Annotated in this window: 21 protein-coding genes and 1 tRNA gene; 13 read left to right on the top strand and 9 right to left on the bottom strand. The window is 48.8% G+C overall.

Annotation, left to right across the window (positions count from 1 at the left end):
- The first annotated feature begins 138 nt into the window (after positions 1 to 138).
- Positions 139 to 213, top strand: a tRNA-Glu gene (locus tag BWI97_RS09865).
- A gap of 50 nt (positions 214 to 263) precedes the next feature.
- Here BWI97_RS09865 and BWI97_RS09860 read toward each other — a convergent pair.
- The 3 genes from BWI97_RS09860 to BWI97_RS09850 all read right to left on the bottom strand — a co-directional run bounded on the left by BWI97_RS09860 (position 264) and on the right by BWI97_RS09850 (position 2665).
- On the bottom strand, positions 264 to 1220 hold the full coding sequence (locus tag BWI97_RS09860; protein WP_102200892.1) for a sugar phosphate isomerase/epimerase: 957 nt from the start codon (positions 1218 to 1220) through the stop codon (positions 264 to 266).
- 360 nt (positions 1221 to 1580) lie between these two features.
- Positions 1581 to 2018 (bottom strand): aminoglycoside 6'-N-acetyltransferase, encoded by a 438-nt coding sequence (gene aac(6'), locus BWI97_RS09855; protein WP_102200891.1) that lies wholly within the window; start codon positions 2016 to 2018, stop codon positions 1581 to 1583.
- A gap of 80 nt (positions 2019 to 2098) precedes the next feature.
- Entirely contained in the window at positions 2099 to 2665 is a 567-nt protein-coding gene (locus tag BWI97_RS09850) for an NAD(P)H-dependent oxidoreductase (protein ID WP_094810485.1), read from the bottom strand.
- Between the two features lie 106 nt (positions 2666 to 2771).
- On the opposite strand from BWI97_RS09850, the gene BWI97_RS09845 reads away from it, so the two are divergent.
- On the top strand, positions 2772 to 3146 hold the full coding sequence (locus tag BWI97_RS09845; protein WP_094810483.1) for a helix-turn-helix domain-containing protein: 375 nt from the start codon (positions 2772 to 2774) through the stop codon (positions 3144 to 3146).
- Between the two features lie 158 nt (positions 3147 to 3304).
- Here BWI97_RS09845 and BWI97_RS09840 read toward each other — a convergent pair whose 3' ends face one another.
- Positions 3305 to 3940: a hypothetical protein gene (locus BWI97_RS09840; protein ID WP_102200890.1), complete on the bottom strand. Its 636-nt coding sequence runs from the start codon at positions 3938 to 3940 to the stop codon at positions 3305 to 3307.
- Between the two features lie 149 nt (positions 3941 to 4089).
- Here BWI97_RS09840 and BWI97_RS09835 point away from each other — a divergent pair, with 149 nt between their 5' ends.
- The 3 genes from BWI97_RS09835 (at position 4090) to BWI97_RS09825 (ending at position 6866) form a co-directional block, all read left to right on the top strand.
- Positions 4090 to 4836 (top strand): LytTR family DNA-binding domain-containing protein, encoded by a 747-nt coding sequence (locus tag BWI97_RS09835; protein WP_102200889.1) that lies wholly within the window; start codon positions 4090 to 4092, stop codon positions 4834 to 4836.
- A gap of 286 nt (positions 4837 to 5122) precedes the next feature.
- Positions 5123 to 6154, top strand: coding sequence for a DNA cytosine methyltransferase (locus BWI97_RS09830; protein ID WP_102200888.1), 1032 nt, complete (start codon positions 5123 to 5125; stop codon positions 6152 to 6154).
- Positions 6117 to 6866 carry a type II restriction endonuclease gene (locus BWI97_RS09825; RefSeq protein WP_102200887.1) on the top strand — a complete coding sequence of 250 codons (750 nt, stop codon included), beginning with the start codon at positions 6117 to 6119 and terminating at the stop codon, positions 6864 to 6866. Before BWI97_RS09830 ends, BWI97_RS09825 begins: the two co-directional genes overlap by 38 nt.
- A 103-nt stretch (positions 6867 to 6969) precedes the next feature.
- Here BWI97_RS09825 and BWI97_RS09820 read toward each other — a convergent pair whose 3' ends face one another.
- The 4 genes from BWI97_RS09820 to BWI97_RS09805 form a co-directional block, all read right to left on the bottom strand.
- Positions 6970 to 9507 carry a TonB-dependent receptor gene (locus BWI97_RS09820; protein ID WP_369826555.1) on the bottom strand — a complete coding sequence of 846 codons (2538 nt, stop codon included), beginning with the start codon at positions 9505 to 9507 and terminating at the stop codon, positions 6970 to 6972.
- 368 nt (positions 9508 to 9875) lie between these two features.
- On the bottom strand, positions 9876 to 11723 hold the full coding sequence (locus tag BWI97_RS09815) for a hypothetical protein (protein ID WP_102200886.1): 1848 nt from the start codon (positions 11721 to 11723) through the stop codon (positions 9876 to 9878).
- 78 nt (positions 11724 to 11801) lie between these two features.
- Positions 11802 to 12233: a hypothetical protein gene (locus BWI97_RS09810; RefSeq protein ID WP_094810473.1), complete on the bottom strand. Its 432-nt coding sequence runs from the start codon at positions 12231 to 12233 to the stop codon at positions 11802 to 11804.
- A gap of 82 nt (positions 12234 to 12315) precedes the next feature.
- Positions 12316 to 12789, bottom strand: a complete 474-nt coding sequence (locus BWI97_RS09805) for a septal ring lytic transglycosylase RlpA family protein (RefSeq protein WP_102200885.1) — start codon at positions 12787 to 12789, stop codon at positions 12316 to 12318.
- Between the two features lie 891 nt (positions 12790 to 13680).
- Between BWI97_RS09805 and BWI97_RS09800 the strand changes: the two genes are divergently transcribed.
- The 8 genes from BWI97_RS09800 (at position 13681) to BWI97_RS09765 (ending at position 23251) form a co-directional block, all read left to right on the top strand.
- On the top strand, positions 13681 to 16896 hold the full coding sequence (locus BWI97_RS09800) for a SusC/RagA family TonB-linked outer membrane protein (RefSeq protein WP_233207797.1): 3216 nt from the start codon (positions 13681 to 13683) through the stop codon (positions 16894 to 16896).
- A 45-nt stretch (positions 16897 to 16941) separates the two neighbouring features.
- Complete coding sequence (locus BWI97_RS09795) at positions 16942 to 18420, top strand: SusD/RagB family nutrient-binding outer membrane lipoprotein (RefSeq protein WP_102200884.1); 1479 nt, start codon at positions 16942 to 16944, stop codon at positions 18418 to 18420.
- Between the two features lie 49 nt (positions 18421 to 18469).
- Positions 18470 to 18964 carry a hypothetical protein gene (locus BWI97_RS09790; protein WP_102200883.1) on the top strand — a complete coding sequence of 165 codons (495 nt, stop codon included), beginning with the start codon at positions 18470 to 18472 and terminating at the stop codon, positions 18962 to 18964.
- Positions 18965 to 19005: 41 nt separating this feature from the next.
- A complete protein-coding gene (locus BWI97_RS09785) occupies positions 19006 to 20130 on the top strand; it encodes a histidinol-phosphate transaminase (protein WP_102200882.1) in 1125 nt (374 codons plus the stop codon).
- A 131-nt stretch (positions 20131 to 20261) separates the two neighbouring features.
- Complete coding sequence (locus BWI97_RS09780) at positions 20262 to 20615, top strand: CD225/dispanin family protein (RefSeq protein ID WP_094810463.1); 354 nt, start codon at positions 20262 to 20264, stop codon at positions 20613 to 20615.
- Positions 20616 to 20737: 122 nt separating this feature from the next.
- Positions 20738 to 21019 (top strand): CD225/dispanin family protein, encoded by a 282-nt coding sequence (locus BWI97_RS09775; RefSeq protein ID WP_199182001.1) that lies wholly within the window; start codon positions 20738 to 20740, stop codon positions 21017 to 21019.
- A 3-nt stretch (positions 21020 to 21022) separates the two neighbouring features.
- Positions 21023 to 21445: a DUF2752 domain-containing protein gene (locus BWI97_RS09770; RefSeq protein WP_094810458.1), complete on the top strand. Its 423-nt coding sequence runs from the start codon at positions 21023 to 21025 to the stop codon at positions 21443 to 21445.
- Between the two features lie 294 nt (positions 21446 to 21739).
- Positions 21740 to 23251, top strand: coding sequence for a T9SS type A sorting domain-containing protein (locus BWI97_RS09765; RefSeq protein ID WP_094810456.1), 1512 nt, complete (start codon positions 21740 to 21742; stop codon positions 23249 to 23251).
- An 89-nt stretch (positions 23252 to 23340) separates the two neighbouring features.
- On the opposite strand, the gene BWI97_RS09760 is transcribed toward BWI97_RS09765, so the two are convergent.
- Positions 23341 to 24603 carry an acyltransferase family protein gene (locus BWI97_RS09760; protein WP_102200881.1) on the bottom strand — a complete coding sequence of 421 codons (1263 nt, stop codon included), beginning with the start codon at positions 24601 to 24603 and terminating at the stop codon, positions 23341 to 23343.
- Positions 24604 to 24784: the final 181 nt, after the last annotated feature.

Genomic DNA, 24784 nt, shown 5'->3' with positions numbered 1-24784 from the left:
AGACTTGTTCTGTAAAAAAATTAGCGGTAAAGGGCTCAAAAGACTTGCGTTCGCCTCATTTATTTACTTATCTTTGCACCTCGTTAAACGGAACAGGATGGCAAAACAGCTAAAACGAACCGAATATCGATGCAAAATGGTCCGTTCGTCTAGGGGTTAGGACGTATCCCTTTCACGGATAAAACACGGGTTCGATTCCCGTACGGACTACCAAACTGGCAAAGACCTCTGAGCGATCAGAGGTCTTTTTTTATTACCCTTCCCTACGCTGTAAACGTAAAAGCTTTCCGCAGTAATTCCAGACTTTTAGGTACCGCCGTTCGTGGGTCTTCCTTCCCTTCCATTTCCAGTGATACGAATCCATTGAAATTAGCTTTTTGTAGAATCTTTCCAATGCGGGTGTAATCCAGCTCCTTGTCGTAGTAATGGCCGCCGCCGTAGTAGGTTTTGGCCTGCACAATGGTGGCGTACGGAGCAATGCGTTCCAGCTGAGCGTACGGTTCGCCCACGAAGTTGCCCGTATCCACGTTCATGCCCATGGCGGGCGAGGCTTTCAGGGGTTCGTATATTCGTAACAGGTAATCGATGTTGGAGGAAAGGCCCCAGTGATTTTCGATGGCTAGTACCACGCCCGCCTTTTCGGCTATTTTCAGGCATTCCTGCATGCCTTCGATACACCATTTGATCGCGTCATCGTCGGTATAGCCTTTCAGCGGTGGTTCCACGCCATCTCTATAATAAGCCGCATCGCGTTTGACGGTCCGCCAGCTCCCCGTGTTCATACGTACGCAGGGAATACCCATTTGCACGGCCAAGTTGATGCACCGCTCGGTATGTTCGATGTCTTTTTTACGTTTGGCCGGATCGGGGTCGACGAAGCTCTGGTGGATGGACAGGAGCGGCAGCGATAAGCCATTATCGAAGGCCATTCGCTTGAGTTTATTCTGATAGGCAATCGTTTCATCGGTCATCTGGCGATGCAGAATCTCGACGCCGTCAAAGCCAATGCGGGAGGCATCCTCGATGACTTTCTCAATGGGATACTTCTGCTCCTGAAAATGCCAGTACGAGTACGTCGAAACGCTAATCGGAATGCGACGAACCACGGCCGGAGCGATCGTACTTACCGGAAGCGATTCCCGATTTTGCCCGACTAGCACGGCCGAGCCAAACAGAGCCGTTTTCCGGAGCCAATCCCGGCGATTGGATGCGTTTTTCATAGTCGTAGAGGTTTTGTTGATAATTAATCGTTTTTAGTGGATAGAGGTGATTTGTTTCTGTGCGTAAACAAGTTATATAAATTTCAGCATATCTGTTGTACGTTATCAGGCATGAACCTATAAATCAATTAACGTATAGCATTCGCCAAAATTTAGCTCACGAATTCAGATACATTGCGGCGTCCTAGCCCAACGGAAATACGCCCGAAAAATACGTGAACAGAAGAAAGACCTACACCGATCAGCGTACGAACTCAAGTGAGGTAAAGGAATCAGATCGACTCATAGACTTATACACAGGCAAGAATGAGAAGCAATCTATGGTTGTTAACAAATACGCAGGAAAGACTGAAACCCACTTTATAACCGTTTGATTAGACAGACGATTCGGTTTGCTTCTTCAAACCCCAGCTTCTGGTGAAAGGCCAGACTTTCCGTATTATCCAGCTCCGTATCCGAAGCCACTTCCAGGCATTTGTTTTCCCGAGCCCAGTCCTCTCCCGCCCGCATCAGCAACCGCCCGATGCCCTGGTGCTGAAATTCCGGCTTCACATACAGGCCTTCCACGTACGCCACCGGCGAGTGCGAAGCTCCCTCGACGTAATTCGTCCGCAGGGTCAGATGTATGAAACCAATGTAGTCCGGTCCTTCTTTCGCCAGATAGCAAATTTCGTCCCTGGCCGTAAGCAACCGCTGGTAATTCTCCCACTCTTCCTCAAACGAGCATTCCGGCCACAAGGCCAGGACGAGAGTTACTAATGCGGGGAGGGTTTGGGGGGAGAGGGGTTGGATGGGCATGGGTGGTTTTTTATGGCCTCGCCAAGGTAAAAGTTAAACTTGGTATTACCCTCCCCACCGCAATAATGACAAGCTGATACCTAACGATATTGTTTTACCTGACTCTCCAACTCCCGCAACCGCCCCATCAACCGCCCCGCATGCCCCCTCGCCTTTTCCCTAACCTGCTCCTCCGTAAAACCCGCATTTATTGACGTTCCATGAAAGTAAATCGGCTCCAGATAATTCATTCCCGCGTAATAGGCCGTTTGTTCCAGGTTTTTCCAGAATTCGTACACGCGAAAATGGTGCTCTCCTTTGGTATGATACTCCTCCTCGGGACCGCCGACGGTGAAGCTTGGGAGGAAGTTTTTTCCTTGGAGCTTATCGCCCTTCGAGCCGTAGGCAAACTGGTATTCAAAGACGGTATCGAACCAGTGTTTGAGAATAGCGGGCATGTTGTACCAATAGACCGGATACTGGAAAACGACGGTCTGATGGTGAAGCAAAGCTGCCTGTTCCGCTTTTACGTCGATTTGGTAGTCCGGGTACAAGTCCTGCAGGTTTCTTACTTCCAGCTCCAGATTACTCTTCAGCAGTTCTTCGATGATCGTTTTGTTGGCAAGGGACGATGAAAAGTTCGGGTGTCCCAAGATTACTAAAGCCATACGTTGTCGTGTTTTGTACTCTAAAAATGATAGTTGCAAAACTATTTTGAGTAGCCTAGCTTTGCAATAACTATCCAGATGGATAGATCAAAATCGGAGACGTACCATGCAAGCAGAATGTGCCGGTGATGCGGTGAAACTTAACGGAAGAGAATACCCCTGTACGGTCAGCTTGGCAATGGATCTGGTCGGCGGCAAGTGGAAGACGGTGATTCTGTACCATCTTAAAGAGACGAGCAAACGGTACAGCGAATTACGTCGGGAAATGCCCGACATCACGGAGATGACGCTGAGTCTGCAACTCAAGCAACTGGAAAAAGACGGGCTGGTCTCCCGAGCCGTCTACGGTGAGAAACCGCCCATCAAAGTCATCTACCAGCTCACGGATTTCGGGAAAACCTTCATTCCCGTACTGGATGCGGTTACGGCCTGGGGAAATTTCATTTTAAAGGAAAAAGGGGAAGTGGTGTATCGGTCCTGAATCCGTGGGCGGGACTTGACTACTGATAACGCTTGAAAGCCGCACGCTCCCGAAGGCTCAGTACGGCAAACGTTTCCGACCGCAAGTTGCGTGCTCGCCCCACGCCTGCAATGACATAAAGCGTACTCCTGACGAATGCCCCCCCTTCCCTCCGCATCTCAAACCGCCTTGCGTCTGGACTGCCGACTCATGAACCAGACCATGAGGATCAGCCCCAGCACCGATGGTCCGAGCTGGCTATAGGGCTTGAATTGCGGTAACGCATTTCCCGAAAAGGCAGACAGCAACGCACTGAATGCCGAAAACATTTTATAGATGTGCTCGTACAGCCATCCACCTTTGAGTCGTTCGTGCAGCCAGTAATGTTTGACGACATCGTAGGTAGTCACCAGCGACAAGGCCCCGAAGGTGGAATACGTTACGGCCGGGTTCCAGCTAGCGTCGGAAGACTTGGCAATCCACAGAAAACAGACACCCGAAGTCAGGGCGATCAGAGCCCAGACTACGTCCTGCCGGGAACTGCGGTTTTCGCGGAGTTTGACCGTCCGCCAGCCCGCATAGCTCACATAGCCCGCCAGCAAGGTCAGCATGACCAGAAATGGACTGGCCCGAAAAAACACCGCACCGAGCAGGCCCGTACCTACCACTACGCTGATGGCATACAGAAACCAGCGACCGAATCGCGTATGAGCCCCCTGCTCTTTTGGAACCACCAGGGCCAGCAATCCGAGGCCCAGGGCAATCAGGCCGAAGCAAATGTGAATGATGAGATTAATGAGATGGAGGATGGGCATAAAACGTCCGTTTTGAATGGTGAAGCTCAAATCTGTCGGACTTTTCGGTTCCTTCCCCGCTCTCGGTGACCAGATGATTTCGCTAGTGACCAAGTTCTTTCGTCACTGTTTCCTTTCGCAGGCACCCGTTCTGCTCGTAAATTGCCCCTATGGAGAAAGTTTTACGTTCAGTATTGGTTCGTAACCTGTTGGGACTGCTGGCCTTGCTGGGCGTGCATTACGTATCGGATCGGTATTACATTCAGGAGCGAAGCGGTACGAATCAGTACCTACCCTATCTCTTCCTGCTTGGTCTGTATGCCTGGCTGGTATTTCACAATCGAATCCTCTACGAACGACTGTACCTGCGGCAACGCAAACGCGAATACCTGTTGTGGACGTTACTGATCATGGGCCTCAATACGGTAAGCATGTACACGATTCTGAAACTACAATTTCGGGTAGATTACACACTGCCGCTCATCCTTAGCTTCTGGGTACATACGCTGGCGGGCTTCGGGATTTACGCGTTTTACCGCAGTACGCTACCAACCCCGGCCGTAATTAAACCTGCCCTAAGTGAACCACTGCCTTTAACAAATACAGGGGAATTGAGTTGTCTGGTCAATGGGGAGAAAGTGGTCATTCCTCACGGTGAAATCAGGTATCTGGAAAGTCTGGAAAACTACGTAAAGATCATCACCGTCCGAAAAACGCAAGTGACCCGCCTGACGATGAAAGAAGCCGAAGAGCGGTTACCCAAACCGACCTTCGTACGAATCAGTCGATCACACTTAATCAATACCGCCCACCTCGAAACGCTCGAATCCGACAGTCTGACCATCGGCGGAAAAAGCCTGAAGATCGGGAAAGTTTACAAACGGTATGTGAGTGAGCAATTGACGGAATTGAAGTAGAAGTGCTTTGGGTTAGGCTTTGTTAAATACAGGTAATGTTAGAAAAAAGGTTATGATAATAGCAAGAATAATAAATAGATTCAAACTAAGACATTTTTTTATTAAACATTTATTATATAAAATATAATTTTTTAAATAATTTTGTTATTTACAATTTCATATATTAATATCATTAATAATTTTCACTTTAATTAAAGTAGAGTAGTACACAAATAGTCTACATTGATCTTAAACTTATTGAAGCCTTAATTATAGAGCTATTAAATGAGTTTAGATAAGCATAATTATGATTAAAATAGAAAAAAAAGAAATGCTAGGGTCAACATTTATTGACCTATTCGCAGGAATCGGAGGATTTCATCTGGCACTAGATTCATTAGGATCAGAATGTTTATATGCATCCGAATGGGATAAATCAGCAGCGAAAGTATATCATAATAATTTTAATATAATGCCTGATGGTGATATAACTAAAGTAAGTGAACTAGATATACCTAAGCATGATATTTTGTGTGGAGGATTCCCTTGTCAAGCTTTTTCAATTTCAGGAAAGCAAAAAGGTTTTGAAGATACTAGAGGAACACTATTTTACGAAATACTAAGAATTGTAGCATATCATAAGCCCAAAATAGTTTTCCTAGAAAATGTCAAAAATCTTATAAAGCATAATAATGGTGAGACCTTTGTTATTATTGAGAATTCTCTAATTGGATTAGGTTATGACGTCAACTGGCAAATAATTAATACAAGCCATTTTGGTCTTCCACAAAATAGAGAAAGAGTGTATATAATTGGCTTTAGAAAAGATTTGAATGTTAAAAATTTTAAATTTCCTAGCCCTATTAATACTTCAGTAAAATTAAGTGATGTGTTAGAGGAAAATCCTATTGATGCTAAGGTAATCAATAGATTAGATGTAGAATTTTATAAAAATTACATTCCACAATTACAGCTGTTTGATAGTAGTAGTTCCATTAACAAACCTATTCAAATAGGAAAAGTTAACAAAGGGGGGCAAGGTGAAAGGATATACCATCCCGAAGGACATGCTATCACATTATCTGCTAATGGAGGAGGCGTAGGTTCTAAAACGGGCTTATATTATATTAATAATCAAATCAGAAAGTTAACCCCTAGAGAATGTGCGAGATTACAAGGATTTCCCGAAAGTTTCATAATTGATGAATCCAAATCTAACGCTTATAAACAATTTGGCAATAGTGTTTCTGTAAATGTACTACAGAACATATTAATCGAAATTGTGAAGTCTTTAAAAAAACATGAACAGTTCTCAACTTCTGGGGTCTCAAACGGCTAAAAATGGATTTCTTAATGAAGATGATATTGTTGCTAAATTTAATAATTGGCAAATTGATAATGATGTACGAACATGGCTTACTATTATGCAGTATGATTTCAATGAAATAGAGTATGTAAAAGCGATGAAGATCATCAACAGTAAAACAGATGTACAAGCTCAAATAACAGTAAAGTTAAAGGAAGCAATTGATGCTCAAAATATTCAAGTTAAATTAGTAAGTAATCTCAAAGGATTTAATCAAATAGACAAGAGATGGATTAATAAATATATAGAATTATGGAATATTCCAGAATCAATATCTTATATATTAAAAAGATTTACGGGAGATATTAAACCAACAATTAAAAACCCAAGAGATAAAAGAAGAATGTTTGCAAATGAGTTTACAGAAGATGAACAAAGACACTTAATTGATTGGTTAGAAAACCACAAGTCATTAATAGTAGCAGATATACTTAAAGGACGAGGTCAGTTAGCAGCAGAATGGATGTTAGTAGCTCAAAAATTAAAAAATAATTCAAGATGGATTTTGGTAGCAATGAATTTCTGTATGAATCACTACAGTCAAGGGCCTATCGAAATAACCAAAAGAGGTACTATAAAAATTGGTAAAATTACTATGCAGAGGAAAGGTGGGGACGGAGGAAGAATTACAGCAAATATGCTTCAGTTTAAAATTAATCCAGCGGAATTATTTGAATATGCTTAACAATTATAATCCGCCACTGCCTATTATTTCAGTTTCTATCTTAGCAAAAAGGTAATCGCAGCCAACTACGATTACCTTTTTCTATTCTATTACCAAAGATTGCTTAATACGTATACCGAATCGTTACCCCATACATCCGCTGATCGCCCACAATTCCGGCGTATTGGCCGTAGCTGCCGGGAGCGGCCAGTAACATTTCGTAGTAGTTTTTATTGAAGATGTTGCGGGCCCAGGCAAAGAAACTTAAGCCATTGGAGGCCCGGAAACCGGCCCGGCCGTTCGTCAGCGAGTAGCCTTCAATATTCAGGTACTGCGAAGGTGATGGACTGGATGAAAACTTCGAGCGATAAAACACATCCAGACCCAGGAAGTAATTGCCTTTCAGTCCCAGCAGGTTGCCATTGGTATGGGCTTCTCCGCCAACCGACCCCGACCACTTGGAAATACCCGGTAATTCACCGCCTGAAATATCCTTAAAGGCCTGGGCTCCTCCGACTTCCTCCAAAGGTACGGGAGCGTTTGTAAACCGTACGTACTTGCCATCGGTATAGGCTACTGCTGCGTTAAAATTCAGGTTCGTAAAACGCAGGCTTCCGTCCAGCTCCACGCCCTGTACCCGCACTTTTTCGGCATTAGCCAGATACCCCCGGTTTACGCCCGGCTCCGGCGTTTGTACCTGCGTCTGGAAATCGTCGATGTCCGAGCGGTATACCGTCAGGTTCAAAATGGAATTAGCCGAAGGTCGGGTTTTGATGCCCAGTTCCTTGTGAGCCACGTATTCGGGTTTTACATTCGCCAGGTCAATCAGGGTTACGCCGTTCGCCGTAGGCAATCCACCTACGTTTACCCCAATGGGCTTGTAACCGATGGAGTACGTAGCATAGGCGTTGATTTTGCTGGTAGCTTTGTACTGAAGCGAGAGTTGTCCGGAGAAATTACCCTGATCATAATCCGTGTGGAAGGACTGATCAGTGTATACCAGCCGCTTCAAGGCTAAGAGAGCCGCATCCGTCGTTTGCAGGCCGCCGTAGGTCTTGCGGTCGTAGTCCACCACTTTCTTGTCGTAGTTATAACGTACACCGGGTAAGAAGTGTAGTTTTTCGGTAATGGCCCAATCTGCCTGAGCAAACACGGCTAGACTGGTACTGCGAATGCGGTTATTGGTGCGAATACCAAAGTTATCGAACAAGCCCGGCGTTTTCCATAAAGCACTGGTGGTACTCTGAGCGAAACGCCACTGGGCTGAACCCGCCTCTTCCGTTTGTACCGGATCGGATTTCAAATCCTGCCAGAGTCCGAATACGCCAACCACGCCACTGATTTTGGAAGAAATCTTACCCGAGTATCGAATCTCCTGCGACCACTGATCATGCACCGAGTTACCGGAAGAAATCGTGAATACGGGCAAACCAATGTAATCCCGGTCGTTCAGCGGCGTCCACTTCCAGTACCGCCACGCGGACGTAGCCGTCAGCGTTCCGTTTCCAAGCTTAATATCCGCATTCACTGACACGCCCCCCAGTTGGTTGTCGGCTTTGGAAGGTGTATCCAGATCCAGTTTCCGTTCAAAGGCACTCTGGTAAGGTAGCTTATAGCCTAAATCAGCAATAATCGCGTTGAACTGCCGGTATGCAGCCCGCTGCGTAGGTACGACACCTGCCACGGGCCAACCGTATCCGTTCGGTTTTTGATTGGACACATCGCCAATCAGGGTGATTTTTACGTTGTCGCTCGGCGTGTACAGAAACTGTCCGCGAACGCCAATGTTATTGATGTCGTTGATGGGCAATTGCGTATGCACGTTGTAAAATAGCCCATCCCGTTGCGTACCCGTAAAGGAAACACGAGCGGCCAGTTTTTTACCCAGCGGTCCCGTCAGGGATCCTTTCGCCTGAATGAACCCGTAGTTACCGTAGCTCAATTCGAAGTTCGCTCCGGGCGTGAAGCTGGCGGCCCGGGTCGAAATATTAAACGCTCCCGCCGTGGTGTTTTTTCCAAAGAGCGTTCCCTGGGGACCACGTAATACTTCAATCCGATCAATGTCAATAAAATCCAGAGCCGTAGCGGCCGGACGGGCATAGTATACACCATCGACGTAGAACCCTACGCCGGGGTCAATACCGTCGTTGGTGAGTCCAAAGGTGGAGCCCAATCCTCGAATGTTCAGCGTGGTATTCCGGGCATTGGATACGTACAATTGCACAGTAGGCACCAATTCTTTCAGTCGGTTGACGTTGAAGGCACCCGCATCTTCAGCCCGGGAACCCTGAATAACGGAAATGGGGATGGGTACCTCCTGAGCCGATTCCTGACGGCGACGGGAGGAAATAATCACGTCGTCGAGTTTGTTAGAAGCGGGATCCAGGTTGATCGTCACCTGTTTGTCATTAACGACTACTTCTTTTTTGGTATACCCCACAAAGGATACGATGAGCGTAAAGGGCAGTTTTTGTCCGGTCCGGAGGTTGAACTGACCATTGGCGTCCGTACTGGCTCCGTTGGTCGTTCCCTTGATAACGACGGTGGCCCCCACCAGCGGGTCGCCGGAAGACGCATCCAGTACAATTCCGGAAACGGTAGCATTAATAATGGGTTGATCCTGAGCTTTTCCTGAAAAAGCAGTCAGCAGCAAGCTGACCATAAGCATTATGGTAGTGGTTCTCATGTACAAGCGAAAGAAACGTCTTGGGAACGGATGTATGGTTTACTACAAATGGGTTAAAATCACGGTAACTTCTAGAAGAAATCCGCTATCGAAAGTCAGGAAGCTTTCAACAATAAGGGACGACTCTTGGAATCATAGATGGCTTTTGAAAGTTGCGGTGGCAAAACTAATGAAATAAAAGATATAGTATATAGTTTTAGTAGACTTTATGAAGAAAATTGTATTTCCGAGATGTAACTTATACTAAATAGCTCCTGATGCAGGATCTAAACCCTGTACCAGGAGCTATTTAGTAATCCTTCACTAGTACCTGTACGTGCCAGTTTCCAACTGCCTTGGCCTAATTACTTTCCAATCACTACCTCATCAATATAGAACCGTGTGGGTGACGTAGGAATATCCGCATTCGGTAAAGGCGGGTCGTTGGTTTCGTTGGGCGTTTGTCGGTTGGGGAGATTACGGTAGGGTCCGGTCCGCAGCGATAAGCGTTCGATGGATTTAACCGCCTCGGCCAGCTGAGCTTTTTCCAGTACCATTTTGCCGTTGACTTTCACCGAATAGTGTCCACCCGGCGTTGCTTTCGTCTGGACTTCCAGCTCGTACCAGCGACCTTTTTCATAGGATTGTAGTACTTTTTCGGTACTGCCATCCGTAGCCATAAGCTGATTTTTTTCGTTGAAACGAATCCGTACGGGTCGGTTCCCGTATTGATCGGTTAAGTCGATCTCCAATAACCCTGTATTCGTTGGATCGGCGTATACCTTTAGTTTTGTCGTTACCTGGGTTCCTTCTTCAAATACCCGGATGGCCCGGGCGTAATCGTACAAATCCTGGTCTGCCAGCAAGAGACTTTTGCCCGATTTTCCGGGCGTTTCGACCACCGATATCGGAGCCCATTTCGGAGCGTAAATGTTCCAGTCAGGAATGGCCCCTTCGGTTTCTAACGCATCAAAATTGTCTTTTACCGTACCTTTTACGCGGTACGTGACGGGTACGGGCGTCCGACTAACCCAGATATCTTCCTTGTTCATGCTGTAACTCATCCACAGGTCATTACCCGGCGGGTTTCCATTCCCTTCTTCGATGCCCCGCATGTAACAGGGACCGAAATCCTTCCAGCGGCCGGTATACCGTCGGGGCGGCAATTCTCCCTGAATCAGTAGCATGTGATCAAACAGGATCCCGTCGTCGCCCGTTACTACGACGAGTGGAAAGCGATACTGCGTTTGTTCGATGGGATTGTAACTCAGGGCGTACCGGCCATCATCCGTCCGCTGCCCCCATTGCTTCCCACCGGACATGACCAGCGTGGGGACTTTCACGGGTTGGGAGAACGTTTTGCCTTCGTCCGAGGAAAGAGCCGTGAGTGATTTTTTCCAGAGAGCGACCACTTTCCCGTCTTTACGGTGGTAGTACGACAGGGCCTGTCCGGCCTTTTTGTGGTTGTAAAAGCCATCGAGCCCGTTGTCTTCGTCGTACCACTGAAAGGTCATGAGCGGGTCCTTCAGCAGATCGTCGCAGGCTTTCACGAAAGCTGCATCCGTTGCTTTTTTATAGAACGGATAACTCGTATTGGATTCATTCCAATTAGCATGACTGGTGTAGCGAATGAAATAAATGGGTCCGTAGGTTCCGTCTTTGTAGGCTTCGCGTACCACCCGTCCGATGCCTCCTTTTCCGAAGGGATCTTCGGTATGACCGTAGAAAGCCAGCACCAGCAACCGACCATTCGGAGCCACGTAGAAACCCATTCGCTGGTGCATCATGTAGCCCTTGTACCCTTCCGGAATTTTGACACCCGCCGGAGCCTGGTACGGCGGAAACACCACCTGAGGCTTGTTCCAGTGCCGACCGTCTTTGGAAGTCATGACCAGCGTTTGGCCTGGAGCCACGTGTTCATCCACGGGATTGCTCAGGTATTGCTGATAGAACGTGCCGTTCCAGTAACAGAGATTCGAGGCATGGTTGTACGTCCAGCCGTGATCGTCGGCGGTTTCGGGGTGGGTACGGTTGGCCCGCAGGGTTTGTCGGTTTTCGGTACCAATGGCGTACCGTAGACGACCTTCGTGAAGCGTAGGATCGATGGTTTCGCCACCGATGTAGCGGACGGGTTCCTGCGGACTGCCGGTCTGAGCGTAGCCATTCAGTACCTGAAAAAAGGCCAGCCCGAGCCAAAAGGAAGTTGATTTCATACGCCAAAATAAGAACAGATGCCGGCGTACCTACTCGAAGGGCAAGAAAAAAGCCCTGTCACGTGGACAGGGCCTGTACTAGTTTTTCAGTTTTCGCCAGCCAATGTTCTTGAGCTGGTCGGCGTATTTACGGAACGTTGGTTCGGTCACTTCACTCAGGCTAAGCGAACCCCGGAGGAGACCGGACCGGTGATTGCCTTCAATGTAATACTCACAACCGGGCAGTACATCCAGCGTGACCTCCTGCCGCAGCCGGGGTACCAGCGTTAGTCCACTCAAAGCCGTTTCGATACGGACGGTACCCGGCTCGAGTTTAAGAGCCATGCTACCCCAGCTATCGAGTTTGCCAATGTATTTGCCGTTGATCCATACTTTGAACCGGCGGAAAAAAGCTTTTTTCTCCCCCACTCGATACAGATATACTACCGCGTCCTCGACGGAGGACTCTTCCTCGGATTTACCCCAGACCAGGCCGGATAGCCAGGAAAGCGGGTGAAGCGTCTCATCCATACTCGTTGTGATTAGTCAGTGCGAAGGTACAAAACCCGGAACGGCTTTGGAAAAAATAGTGCCGAGATTGGAGAGATTTAATCTAGTGATGAATCCGCAGATCCGTTTTTCGCCGCAGTAAGGAATCCGCGGCAAAGTACGTCACTTGTGGATCAAGGTCAGCCAGTGGTTTGGGAGACGTGGCCCCGCCCCAGCGTAAAATTCGCAGCTTTACTTCACCTACTCCTTTGCCCAGGAAACCCAACAGGCGGGCTCCGGTTTCGGAAAGATCAATCAGGCGATGATGTCCATACGGGCCCCGGTCATTAATTCGAACGATGATGGACTTCTGAGTAAGCGGATTAATTACTTCGACGAGTGAATTAAACGGTAAACTACGGTGGGCCGCCGTGAGGAACGTCTGGTTGAATAATTCGCCAGCTGCTGTCTTTTTTCCCTCAAACTTGGAATGATAAATGGAGGCCAAACCCGTTAACTCTTTGATACTCTGTGCTTTTGCTTTGCAGAAAGTCAAACAACTCAAAAGAGCCGAAATCTTCAATACGGGTACATTCATGGGGTATATGGATTCGGTAAGCAGCACAAAAATGAACGCAATCGTCCAAACTGCCAAATTAAATCGGAGGTCTACGCATTAACAACGCTAAAAACCTTGGTATCAGTCTTCTATAAAAACTATCTCTGTAGGCATTTAGTATATGCGTATTAGAATTATTCAATTTAGACCGCTTCCATTGAAAGCCTATCCAGAAACCTACTTGCTAAGTTTCATTGCATTTTTTTAATAAAAACTTTATTTATATCATTAATTTAATTTTGGTTAATTTGGTTTTATCAAAATATTATCTCGATTCAAGCAAAAAATAAAGTTCATAATTTGGTTTTTTGAATTTTTGCCTATAATGTTGTACCTATAAAAAATTCAAGTTCAGTACGTCTTCTTATCGCAAATATTCCTGGCCGCACTTGGAGGATTTGCTTCAGTAGAGAAGTAGACTTTATCCCCGTAAAGTTTACGCAATGAATTGACGTATAGACTCAACGTCAATTCCGATTCTCCGTACTGAAACTACTCTTTCTCGATTTCTGACATAACAGTTCCAGTGACTCACGGGCCATCGGCTCCGTAGCACTTCAGCCACTGCATGAGCTACTTTCCGGAAGTAGATTCATTCAGTTTACGTTACGGTTCCGCAGGTCACCGGGAAAGATTGCGGCCCTTTCCCTAGACCTGCGGCCGTTCGTAACCTTATCATTCCAGTAGCCCCTGATTCCCAATTACTACTTAAACTACCCATTACCAGTCATTTTGAATCTGTTCCTTTCTATGCAGTAAAACCTGATTGAGTGCATTTCGCTTACCCCAGGCGAAAGCGACCCCACGAATGGCCGTATCAGGGGGTTTGCCGAAGCTGCTTCCCGCTTGTTCACACACTTGACCATTCTTATGAAGAGAAAATTACTCTGGCTGTTTGCCGTATTAATGGGTTGGTCGATGGCCGTTTCCGCTCAGGATCAGGTTCTGATCGGAAAGGTCTTCTCTGACGACGATAAACTCGGTCTACCCGGCACTTCGGTATCCATCAAAGGAACCACCATCGGTACGACTACCGATTCCGAAGGCAAATTCAAACTTACCCTTCCCTCGGGCGGAGCTACGCTGGTGATTTCCTTCATTGGCTATATTAAACAGGAAGTAGCCGTAACGACCCAGACTTCGCTTGACGTGTATTTGAAACCGGAAGCGGGTCAGCTCACGGAAGTGGTGGTAACCGCTCTGGGGATTCAACGGGAGAAAAAGGCCCTAGGTTACGCTCAGCAAAGTATTGGCGGAAAGGCCGTTTCGGAAGTTCGCCCCGCCAACGTGGCCAATGCCCTGTCGGGTAAAGTAGCAGGTCTACGCATTCAGGCGGGTACCGGACCGGGTTCGGGTTCAACGATTCAGATTCGGGGTGCCTCTTCCATTACCAACAACAACCAGCCGCTCATTGTCATCGATGGCGTACCCATCGAGCAAAGTTTTAGTAAGCGATTGGGCGGTGGTATTGCCGACATTAACCCCGAAAACATCAAGGACGTGTCGGTACTGAAAGGTCCTTCGGCTTCGGCTCTGTACGGTTCGCGGGCGGCCAACGGCGTGATCTTGATTACGACGAAAGACGGCTCCGGTCAGCAGGGAATCGGCGTGGAAGTGAATACTAACTATACGGTCGAACGCCCCTGGATTTCACCCAATTTTCAGAATACCTACGGCGGTGGAAACGGGTATCGCACCTGGTACCGCAACGGCTGGAGTGGCTCGATTACCGATCCGGCAGAAATTGCTCAGTACCGGGCTGTCTACGGTCCGAATGCTCCACTGACGGGTACAGAGGGAACCGATGAAAGCTGGGGTGCCCCGCTGGATGGCCGGCTAGTTCGCCAGTGGTGGACGGGTACGGACGTGGCTCCGCTCACGCCCATGCCCAGCAACTACCGGGATTTCTGGCAGACGGGCAGTACCTGGTCCAACAACGTGGCTATCTCCGGTGGTAATGAAAAAGGAAGCTTCCGTCTCGGTTTAGGCCGACTGGATCAGAAAGGCATTATGTATTTCAATGATTTCCACCGCAATAACTATAAACTGAATAGCCATTACAATTTCACCCCTAAACTAAGCGTAAACGTCTCCGCCGAGTACATCAAAAGCGGCTCGGGTAATCGGGGTTATACGGGAGGTCAGGAGTTTATCTGGTCGCACCGACAAACCGACTGGAATAAATTACGCGACTGGCGGAGCTATACCAACGTGCACATTCAGCCCCCCGGTGATACGGATCCACCAAACTGGCAGCATACCTTCTTTACGAATCCCTACTACAGTCAGGAAATGTTGCCCACGTCGGATACGCGAGATCGCCTCGTCGGAAACATTGCTCTGAATTACAAAATCCTCGATGATCTGACGCTGACGCTTCGCTCGGGTACGGACCTCTGGACGCAGACCGTCATTGCCGTCAGTAATTTCGAACGCGTCCGGAACGGTGCCCGCTCGTACGGAGCCTATAACGAGGAAGTACTCCGTCGGCAGGAAACCAATACTGACGTTCTGTTGACTTACAAAAAAGACATCACGGAAGCGTTCTCAATTAATGCTACGGCGGGTGCTCTGCTGCGTACCAACTACTACAAACGCAATTATACCAACGTGGGTCAGCTGGTGATTGATGGCGTCTATAACCTATCGAACTCCATTGCCACGCAGAACACCGTAGCCAGTGCCATCGAACGCAAGGAAAGTCAGTCGGTATTCGGAGCCGTGAATTTTGGCTGGCAGAATATGCTCTTTCTGGATGTAACCGCCCGAAACGACTGGTCATCGACCCTGCCCTCAAACAACCGCAGTTATTTCTACCCTTCGGCGGCTCTGAGTGCGGTAGTTTCGGATCTGGTACCCAGTTTAAAAAACAACGTCCTTTCGTTTTTGAAAGTACGCGGCAGTCTGGCTCAGGTGGGTAACGATACGGATCCCTACGGACTGGCCGAAGTGTATACTGCCGGAACTTCCTGGAACGGCTCCCTACCCGAATTTTACGTACCAACCCGTAAACCCAATCCCACCCTGAAGCCCGAAATCACAACGGGTCAGGAAGTAGGTCTGGAGGCTCGCTTCTTCCGGGGCAAACTCGGTCTGGACGTTACCTATTACAGTCAGACGACGAAAGATCAGATCATTCCCGTTCAGCTCTCGAAGGCAACGGGCTATAACAGTGCCATTCAGAACATCGGAAAAATGCGGAACCGGGGTCTGGAAATCAGCCTGACGGGTACGCCTGTCAAACTCGACAATGGGTTTACCTGGGACGTAGCTCTGAACTTTGCCCGTAACCGCAATACCGTACTGGAACTGTTACCCGGTGTACTCAATAATCTGGTTATCAACGAACGGCGGGGTCTGACCCTCGAAGCCCGGGCGGGCCAACCCTACGGAACGCTGTACGGCTACGGATTCGAACGGGTACAAAGCAGTGATCCCGCAGCCGCGTACTATGATCCAACGGGTCAATACGCGGGTCAGTTGGTACTCACGAACGGATTACCCGTCAAATCGACTACGCAGAAAATTCTGGGTAACGTACAACCCGACTGGATGGGTGGTTTCTCGAACACCTTTTCCTACAAAGGTCTCATCCTATCCGCTCTCATCGACGCGAAGATTGGCGGCGATATGTACGACGAAGGCACGGCCAACGCCCGCTGGACGGGCCAGTACGCCGAAACGGCCCTTGGGCGGGAAGAAGGCGTCATTGGAAAGGGCGTAGCCGCCGTCCGCAGTGCCGAAGGTGCGTACACTTTCACGCCAAACTCAACCATCGTTTCGGCCAATCAGTATTACGGCTACAACAACCCGCGTAACTACCACGAAGCGGCCATTTTCGATGCTTCCTACGTGAAGTTACGGGAAGTGTCGCTGGGCTACCAGATTCCCTCGGCTTTCATCAAACGATTGCGACTGCAATCGGCCAAGATTTCAGTGGTAGGACGGAACGTGGCCATGTTGTTCAAAAACCATCCCCACGCCGATCCCGAAATTGACGCCAATGGCGGTAATGCTCAGGGTTTTGGCTACGGCGAACTTCCCTCTTCCCGCAGCATGGGTTTCAACCTGAGCCTGGGTTTCTAACGCCGGAAAAGAGCTTTTATTCTGATCAACATTATTCCCTGACGAATGAAAACATTGACGATAAAAACGCTTGCCCTCGCCACCGGAATGGCCCTGATGACCTCGGGCTGCACGGGTAGCTTCGATTCGGTAAACGACAATCCCAACAGTCCGACCAGCGTATCTCCACAGTATTTGCTGACCTACGCTCTGGAAAAATCCATTGACCGGTACTGGGGCAGCAATACGCGTTTCGAGCGACTCAACCTCGACGCCGCCGAACTCTGGATTCAGCACTTGGGCCGCAACATTTATTCCAACGAAGGCGATAACTACGAGGCTTCGCAGGCCTTGATGCTTAACAACTGGCAGTCGTTCTTCAACGATTCACAGCTCAACCTTCAACGCATTCTGACCATCACGGATGAAAAAGGCAGCAACCCCCACGCTAACTACTACGGTGTAGCTCTGGTCATGCGTACCTGGGTGTTTTCGGTGCTCACGGATACGTTCGGTGCCATTCCGTACTCGCAGGCCTTGCAGGGCGGTACGGATGCTCCCGTACTGACGCCCAAGTACGACGCTCAGGAGCAGGTGTATACGCAAATGCTGGCGGACTTGAAAACGGCCAATGAAAAACTATCGGTAACTGGCCCAGCCATTGCCGGCGATATCGTCTACAACGGCAGTGTGCTGAAATGGAAAAAGTTTGCGAATTCCCTTCGTTTACGACTGGCCAACCGGCAAGCGGCCAAGAAACCCGCCGAATCGCGGGCCATTATGAAGGAAATTCTGAGCGACCCGACGACGTATCCCATTTTCACCAGTAACGATGACAATGCCAGTCTGAAAACCACCACATCGCGTCCGTCCAACAATGAGTGGAACGAAACGATGATCTGGGGTAGTCGGACGGACTGGAATCTTTCCCAAACGCTGGTCGATAAGCTGGTCGCCCTGAATGATCCGCGTCTGGGTGTATACGGGAGTCAGCAGGGGGGCGTCTGGCTGGGCGTACCCAACGGACTACCCGACGCCATTGCGACGACGTATCTGGCCCGAGCCGCCAAAATTGGTACTGCGTTCACCAAAGCCGATGCTCCGGAAGTCATCATGACTTGGTCTGAACTGAATTTCATTCTGGCCGAAGCCGCCATTGATGGAGACATTGAAGGCGGAGCTACGGTAGCGAAAGAGTACTTCGAAAAAGGAGTTAACGCCTCCATGACGCAGTACGGCGTAACGGCCCCGGCTTCCTATTTTACGACGGTGGGTACGGTAACCCGGGAAAAAATTCTGGATCAGAAATGGATTTGTCTCTTTGCGAACGGCGTCGAAGCCTGGGCGGAATGGCGTCGGACGGGGCTGCCCGTATTCCCGGCCAAAGACCCGCGTTCGGTTTTTGCCAACGACGGCGTACTCCCCACGCGACTCCCCTATCCCGGCTCGGAAGCTTCCCTCAACGCAACGAATATGAAAGAGGGCATCAGCCTCAACGGTGGTACAGACGATTTCAAAACCAAACTCTGGTGGGCCGAAAAATAGCGGGACGTACCCCGTTTTCCTATTGTCCATCTAAGCACTTAAGGATTCCATGAAGAACATACTGACGCCCCTGGCCTTGCTTGCCTGTTTAGGTTTCATTACCGCCTGCGAAAAGGCCGAAGATCCTTTTGTTCCCCGGGAAGTGGCCCCCGCTCTGGTTCAAATCGTGAATGCAACCTATCAGACGGATTTTGCTACGGAACCGAACGTGCCTTCCGACAGTACGGCTCCACTGGCTCTGAAAATCCGGGTACTGAAGCTCGATAAAACCAATATTCTGGATCATACCAAGGGCATTGACTCCATTCCCGTACCGAATCTGAATGTCAAGCTGTTGAAACGCGACGGCACCGCCCTGGGTGAGGGTACTACGGATGCTTCCGGTACGCTTACCCTTACGAAAACCTGGGCTGAACTGGGTCTGGTGCCGAACTACGCCAACCCGCCCCTCAAGTACTATAAAGGACAGATCATACGGTTGTCCTGGACGGGTGCGGTGAATGGCGTGGCCTTTACCCGATTTTCTTCTGTATCTGTTCGTTAATGCCTTTTTGAATCGATTCATAACCACTAAACGCAGCATCCATGAACCGTCGTAACTGGCTTAAATCCGGGGCCTTGGCCGTTGCCGGAGCAAGCGTACCTGATTTCTGGCGACCCGCCGAAGCCGCAGCCGTCGGACTGCCCAAGCTGGCGGGCCTGCCCATCAAAGCCCGTTTGATGTCGAATGAAAATCCGTACGGGCCCTCTGCCAAAGCTCAGAAAGCGATAGCCGAAGCGATTTCGAGTGGCTGGATGTACCCCCGCGAGTCGATCATGACCTTTAAAAAAATGATTGCCCGGGAAAACGGCGTCAGCGAAGCCCACGTCCTGCTCGGAGCCGGTTCGGGCGAGTTACTGATGGCTTCCGGCATTCATTACACCCTAAAAGGCGGAGCCGCTACCAATATCGTAGGCGGTGACCCGACCTACATGCAACTGTTGCGGACGGCCCTGGCCCTGGGAGCCGAATTCAAAAAAACGCCGCTGACGAAGGATTTCACGTACGATTTCAACGGCATGGCGGCGGCAGTCAACGATAAAACGTCGCTCGTTTACCTCTGCAATCCGAATAATCCAACGGGTATTCTGGAAGATGCTTCAAAAATGACGGCTTTTTGCGAAGACCTCTCCAAGAAGAAACCGCTGTTCATTGACGAAGCGTACATGGATTACGCGGCTGACCCTAAAGCCAGCAGCATGACCGAACTGGTCAAGAAAGGACATAACGTACTCATTGCCCGCACCTTTTCCAAAATTCACGGTTTTGCCGGTTTACGCATCGGCTATCTGATTGGCCAACCCGATACGCTTCGGGAAATCAACAAATTCTGTACGGGCGGCGGCAGTATGTCGGCCACCTCCGTGAAAGGAGCCATTGCCAGTTACATGGATACGGATTTTCTGACCTACTCGAAAGCCAAATGTCTCGAATCGAAAGAATATCTCTACAAAACGCTGAAAGACAAAGGATACGACTATCTGCCCTCGTCGGCAAATTTCGTACTCTTTCCCATCAAAACGGAGGGTAAAAGCTTCGTGGAAAAAATGGCCCAGAAAGGCGTAGCACTCAAAAGCTGGGAGTTTGCCGGACAACACTGGTGCCGCGTTTCGATGGGTACACTGGATGAAATGAAAACCTTTGGCGAAGCCTTCGGTACATTAGCCTGATCAACCTCTTCTTCTATCTGTTACCGCTCTGGTTTACCGGAGCGGTTTCTTTGTTTTAGGTACCGCTGTTTGTTTCAGAATTTCCTTATTATTGCTTATTGATTGATGTTCACCACTAAACCTATCTATGCATGAGTATTACCCCTCCTTTTCCGCCCAACCCAGGGCTCAACCCAGCTACGCCTCTAAAACCCAAAAACTGGCTTACTGAAAATATCGTTGCGACGGTTGTGGGCCTCTTTTGCTGCTGCGGGGTTAATGCGATTACCGGCGTCATTGGCATCGTATTCTCGACGCAAGTCGACACGAAATACAACGCGGGCGACTACGCCGGAGCGGAAAGTTCTGCCAATACGGCCAAAATTATGTTTTACGTAACGGCCGGTCTGGTAGCTCTGGGTGTTATTTTGAATATTATCTCTTTCTTCTTGTACGGAGGGCTGATGTTCAAACAAATGCAGGATAATTATAATTACAGCATGTAACCCAAAACGAGCCAACTGTCAAGGGGTACCTGCCTACTTTTCGAACGCTCGCTGCCTCACTTTTAATCTCCGCTAACGCTTCTTCTTTCCTCTGTATTTTTATGGAAAATACCCCCTCCTACATGGCTCCTCCCAAACCGTACAACTGGCTGGTACCCGCTATCCTGGTCACGCTTTTCTGCTGTAACTATCTGGGTGTTGTGGGAGTTGTTTACGCCGCCCGGGTGGAAACCAAGTATAATTTAGGTGATTACGCGGGTGCCGATAATGACGCCCGTCAGGCCAAACTCTGGACGCTGGTTCCGCTGGCCGTGGGGGTTATCGCCTGGATTATCCTTATGGTATTCTACGGAGCCCTGATCACCAGTACGATGCGAACCGGAGGCGTACCTAATACCTATTAACGAATGGCTCCTGCCTTACGACTTTTTTTATACTGGATGGTGGCGGCTATGACCATAGCCGTCGCCTTTCTGTATTATGAATTCAACCCCGTTGAACACGCTTTTTTCCCACCCTGTTTATTCCGGCAGTATACGGGATTACACTGCCCGGGCTGTGGGGCTCAGCGGGCGTTACACCAACTTCTGCACGGCAACATTCGGGAAGCTTTCCGCTACAATGCCTTGTTATTGTTGATGATTCCGTACGTGAGTCTGGGCTTTGTGCTCAGCGTTCGCACGCATTTTCACGGAACGGGTTACGAGACGATGCCGCAGGCTTATCGTAATCCCCGAATCATTATTGGGATCCTGATCGTCATTTGTTTATTCTGGATTTTTCGAAACATTCCGGCAGAACCCTTTTCGTGGCTTGCTCCGCATGATTAAGTATATAAACTTAAAATCATTCCAATGTCAATAGTGTTCCGTTTATTGCCTAACTAGCAGTTCAAATGTTTCTGATCTAATGAGAACGTATATATAAAATAACTCAAAAAACTGACAGTAAGGTTCTGATAATTAACCAGGAACCGCGAATTATCACTTAAAACGTATACACAAATTTTTATATACGCTAATGCTTGCTAGCCAGCCATTGCTCCGTATATTGCCTTCAATTTTTGCTTAGCCACTCATTAATGACGATTAAGACCGGCTATTCGAACAATCAATTCGTCTTCTATGAAAAAAAATTACCTATCTGCTTTCCTTCTGGGGAGTTTATTAGCAGCAGGCACCGCCAAAGCCCAGCTAGTAATCAATGGTACTAAATTCTCTAATTCGGGATACGTAAGTAATTACTCCTCCTATACCGAAGTTAAGTCCGCATCCAACTCAAATTACGCAGCCAGCAACCGTTCTGTGTTTGAACACTTTGAGACGTCACCACAGGCTCTCCGGGTAGACAATGCTTACGAGGCTAATTTAGCCGATGGTAGTACTGATGAGTTTAAAGGACCTAATGGCTCCCCCGGCGTTCAGGGCGTAAGTGGTTCCGTAGCCCCCAATTTTCATACGCTGATTCTGAACAACGGAGCAACGTTCGCAATCACGAACACGAAGGGGGCCAATGTGTATGGCTCGGCCCAGCTTAACAACGGCATCACCACAACCAACCGATCCCTGCGGCAAGAGGGTGCCCTCCGCTTTCAGAACGGAGCTACGTACCAAAACGGCAATACAGACGCCCGGCACGTAAACGGCTATGTCAGTAAGGTTGGTAACAATGAATTTACGTTTCCAGTCGGTTCGGGTAGCGACCTTCGCACCCTGAAAATGTCAGCTCCGAGTGCCAACTCCCATTTCAGTACGGCCTGGAATACCAGTCAGCCTGCGAATACTTCGGCTAAAGAAAACGCCATTCAGGCCATTGCGGCAGCTGGTTTCTGGGACTGGATTACCGTTACTCCCAGCTCATCTCCTCTGACCATTACAGTTTCCATTCCGGATCTGAGTGCGTTCGCAGGTACTGAAAGCCTGCGACTGGTGGGTTGGAACGGTTCGCAGTGGGTATCGCTAAGCAGTGGTCCTTCGGCAACGGGTAATACGGAAAACAGCACGCTGCAAGGTATCATTCCGGCTAATAGCTCCACCATTACCGCTCTGGCCATTGGTAGTAGCTCCGGAGCACTGCCGGTATCACTGGCAGCGTTTACCGCAAAAGCCGTAGATAATCAGAAAGCGGCTCTGGATTGGGTTACTGCGGGGGAAAAGAATAACGCCTTTTTCGAAGTACAACACTCCATCAACGCTCAGCAGTACGAAACAGTTGGGCAGCTGAAGGGTCAGGGAACGACTTACGCCCGCACGAGTTATACATTTACGCACGACGGACTGAGTCCGGCCAGCATTCATTACTACCGCCTCAAGCAGGTCGATCTGGACGGAAGCTTTACTTATAGTCCCGTTCGTTCGGTGAAACTGGAAGGCTACCTGGGCATTGAGCTGTACGCAACGGTAGAACCCGGCCGTACGGTAAAAGCTTTTGTCAAATACGGCGATGATCAACTCTCCGACCAGGCTACTGTATCACTCGTCGATCTGTCCGGCCGTAAGCTTAGTTCAAAAGCGGTATCGCTACAGAAAGGTACGAACCCGGTTGAGTTTTCCGCGGCTTCCCTCGGGGCAGGTCTGTACCTGATTCGTCTGGAAAATGCTTCTCAAAATTCAACAGTGAAAGTGGCTATTCCATAAAGCTGTTGCTATTCTATTTCTAAAAGAGAGGCGTTCCGAAGTTCGGAACGCCTCTCTTTTTGTACGTCAGTAATGCTATTGTTATTTTTTTAAACTTTCACTACGACTCCTTTTCGGTATAAAACCCAAACGATCAGTCCCCAGAAAGCCAGGTACAGTAAAGCCCAGGCCACAGAAGCATTCATTGGATTGGAAAATTGCGGAGCCAGTAGATCGCTATACAGATAATGCTGCAGACTCACGGACTTTCCGTTCGTGTGAACCGGAATCGCGGAAAGAATGCGGGGAATGATTCCCGAGAAAAAGAAAACAAGCATGGGATTGACTCCAAACACGACAAACGGCAGCGTCCACCCTTTACTACCTTTGACATCAGTCCAATAGTATAGTCCACTCAATACCACCAAAGCCCAACCCGCGGCTACTAATACGTACGAACTCGTCCACAGGGCTTTATTGATAGGAAATACAATATGCCATACACTTCCAAGTACAATACCACCCAGACCTGCCAGCAACAAATACCGGGCTTTCTGCGGACCCGTCAGGCTTGGTGTACGCAGTAAGGTACCAGTCAAAAGCCCCGCAATGCCCGTACCGAGAGCGGGTAAGGTACTTAAAATTCCTTCCGGGTCCCAGGTTTTGGCACTCGCCCATAAATGGCCCGGCAACAACGTATAATCCAACCAGGCGGCCAGATTGGTTCCTTTGTCCTGATTGGCTTCACCCACACCGGGTACGGGAATCAGCGTCATTAGTCCCCAATACAACAGCAGTACGGTCACCCCTACAACGGCCTGTACCTGCCAGGAAGTTCGCAAGTACAGCACCGCAATTAGTCCGTACACCATCGCAATGCGTTGCAAAACACCGGGAATGCGGACTGTCTCATACGCATCAAAACCGCCAAAGGCCAGAAGGATCATGAGCAGGAAGGTGCTAAGGGCGACATAGAATTGATACTTCTTTTCGTATTCGCTGAATAAAGCCCAGGCAAGTATCGCCATGATCGCCAGTCGTCCCAGCAGCAAAGTTGGCCCTTCCAGACCCGGCAATTGAATTTTCGAGAAAAAGAATAGAAACCAGCCCAGACAAAAAATGCGTAGGGTTCGAATCGCAATTTTTAGCAGTGTATCCGAATCCCAGCGTTTATGCGGCATAGCCAGCACGACCGACCCCCCTACGATGAGCAGAAAGGTGGGAAAAACCAGGTCTGTGGGGGTATACCCGTGCCATTCGGCGTGAAGCAATGGAGGGTAGACGTGACCCCAGTCGCCGGGATTGTTGACGACCGTCATGAGCATAATGGTAAGCCCCCGAAGCACGTCCAGTGAAAGTAAGCGGTTTTTCATAGAAAGAAAGATACGGAATCAACAACCCGCAAAAATGGGCAAGCCATACGGATTCTGCCAGGAATGGCAGGAATTGATTTCAACAAATCTACGATTTGCGTAATTTTCAACGGTATTTTCTTCCTTGGACCTTATTTTCCGTGGCCTTTCCTGTATTTTTCAATCAGTTTTCGAGGACTCG

Origin of the sequence: Siphonobacter sp. BAB-5405, from assembly GCF_002872335.1 — a bacterium.
Classification (GTDB): Bacteria; Bacteroidota; Bacteroidia; order Cytophagales; family Spirosomataceae; genus Siphonobacter.
Note: the sequence above shows the minus strand (reverse complement) of the source record. Positions and strands in the feature narration are given on the sequence as shown.

Bases quoted from the DNA above. Each gene is read 5' to 3' on its own strand.
- BWI97_RS09760 (WP_102200881.1), bottom strand. From the start codon at position 24,603: ATGAAAAACCGCTTACTTTCACTGGACGTGCTTCGGGGGCTTACCATT.
- BWI97_RS09805 (WP_102200885.1), bottom strand. From the start codon at position 12,789: ATGAATGTACCCGTATTGAAGATTTCGGCTCTTTTGAGTTGTTTGACT.
- BWI97_RS09820 (WP_369826555.1), bottom strand. From the start codon at position 9,507: ATGGTCAGCTTGCTGCTGACTGCTTTTTCAGGAAAAGCTCAGGATCAA.
- BWI97_RS09845 (WP_094810483.1), top strand. From the start codon at position 2,772: ATGCAAGCAGAATGTGCCGGTGATGCGGTGAAACTTAACGGAAGAGAA.
- BWI97_RS09850 (WP_094810485.1), bottom strand. From the start codon at position 2,665: ATGGCTTTAGTAATCTTGGGACACCCGAACTTTTCATCGTCCCTTGCC.
- BWI97_RS09825 (WP_102200887.1), top strand. From the start codon at position 6,117: ATGAACAGTTCTCAACTTCTGGGGTCTCAAACGGCTAAAAATGGATTT.
- BWI97_RS09830 (WP_102200888.1), top strand. From the start codon at position 5,123: ATGATTAAAATAGAAAAAAAAGAAATGCTAGGGTCAACATTTATTGAC.
- BWI97_RS09785 (WP_102200882.1), top strand. From the start codon at position 19,006: ATGAACCGTCGTAACTGGCTTAAATCCGGGGCCTTGGCCGTTGCCGGA.
- BWI97_RS09810 (WP_094810473.1), bottom strand. From the start codon at position 12,233: ATGGATGAGACGCTTCACCCGCTTTCCTGGCTATCCGGCCTGGTCTGG.
- BWI97_RS09775 (WP_199182001.1), top strand. From the start codon at position 20,738: ATGGCTCCTCCCAAACCGTACAACTGGCTGGTACCCGCTATCCTGGTC.
- BWI97_RS09840 (WP_102200890.1), bottom strand. From the start codon at position 3,940: ATGCCCATCCTCCATCTCATTAATCTCATCATTCACATTTGCTTCGGC.
- BWI97_RS09765 (WP_094810456.1), top strand. From the start codon at position 21,740: ATGAAAAAAAATTACCTATCTGCTTTCCTTCTGGGGAGTTTATTAGCA.
- BWI97_RS09770 (WP_094810458.1), top strand. From the start codon at position 21,023: ATGGCTCCTGCCTTACGACTTTTTTTATACTGGATGGTGGCGGCTATG.
- BWI97_RS09800 (WP_233207797.1), top strand. From the start codon at position 13,681: ATGAAGAGAAAATTACTCTGGCTGTTTGCCGTATTAATGGGTTGGTCG.
- BWI97_RS09780 (WP_094810463.1), top strand. From the start codon at position 20,262: ATGAGTATTACCCCTCCTTTTCCGCCCAACCCAGGGCTCAACCCAGCT.
- BWI97_RS09790 (WP_102200883.1), top strand. From the start codon at position 18,470: ATGAAGAACATACTGACGCCCCTGGCCTTGCTTGCCTGTTTAGGTTTC.
- BWI97_RS09815 (WP_102200886.1), bottom strand. From the start codon at position 11,723: ATGAAATCAACTTCCTTTTGGCTCGGGCTGGCCTTTTTTCAGGTACTG.
- BWI97_RS09795 (WP_102200884.1), top strand. From the start codon at position 16,942: ATGAAAACATTGACGATAAAAACGCTTGCCCTCGCCACCGGAATGGCC.
- BWI97_RS09860 (WP_102200892.1), bottom strand. From the start codon at position 1,220: ATGAAAAACGCATCCAATCGCCGGGATTGGCTCCGGAAAACGGCTCTG.
- BWI97_RS09835 (WP_102200889.1), top strand. From the start codon at position 4,090: ATGGAGAAAGTTTTACGTTCAGTATTGGTTCGTAACCTGTTGGGACTG.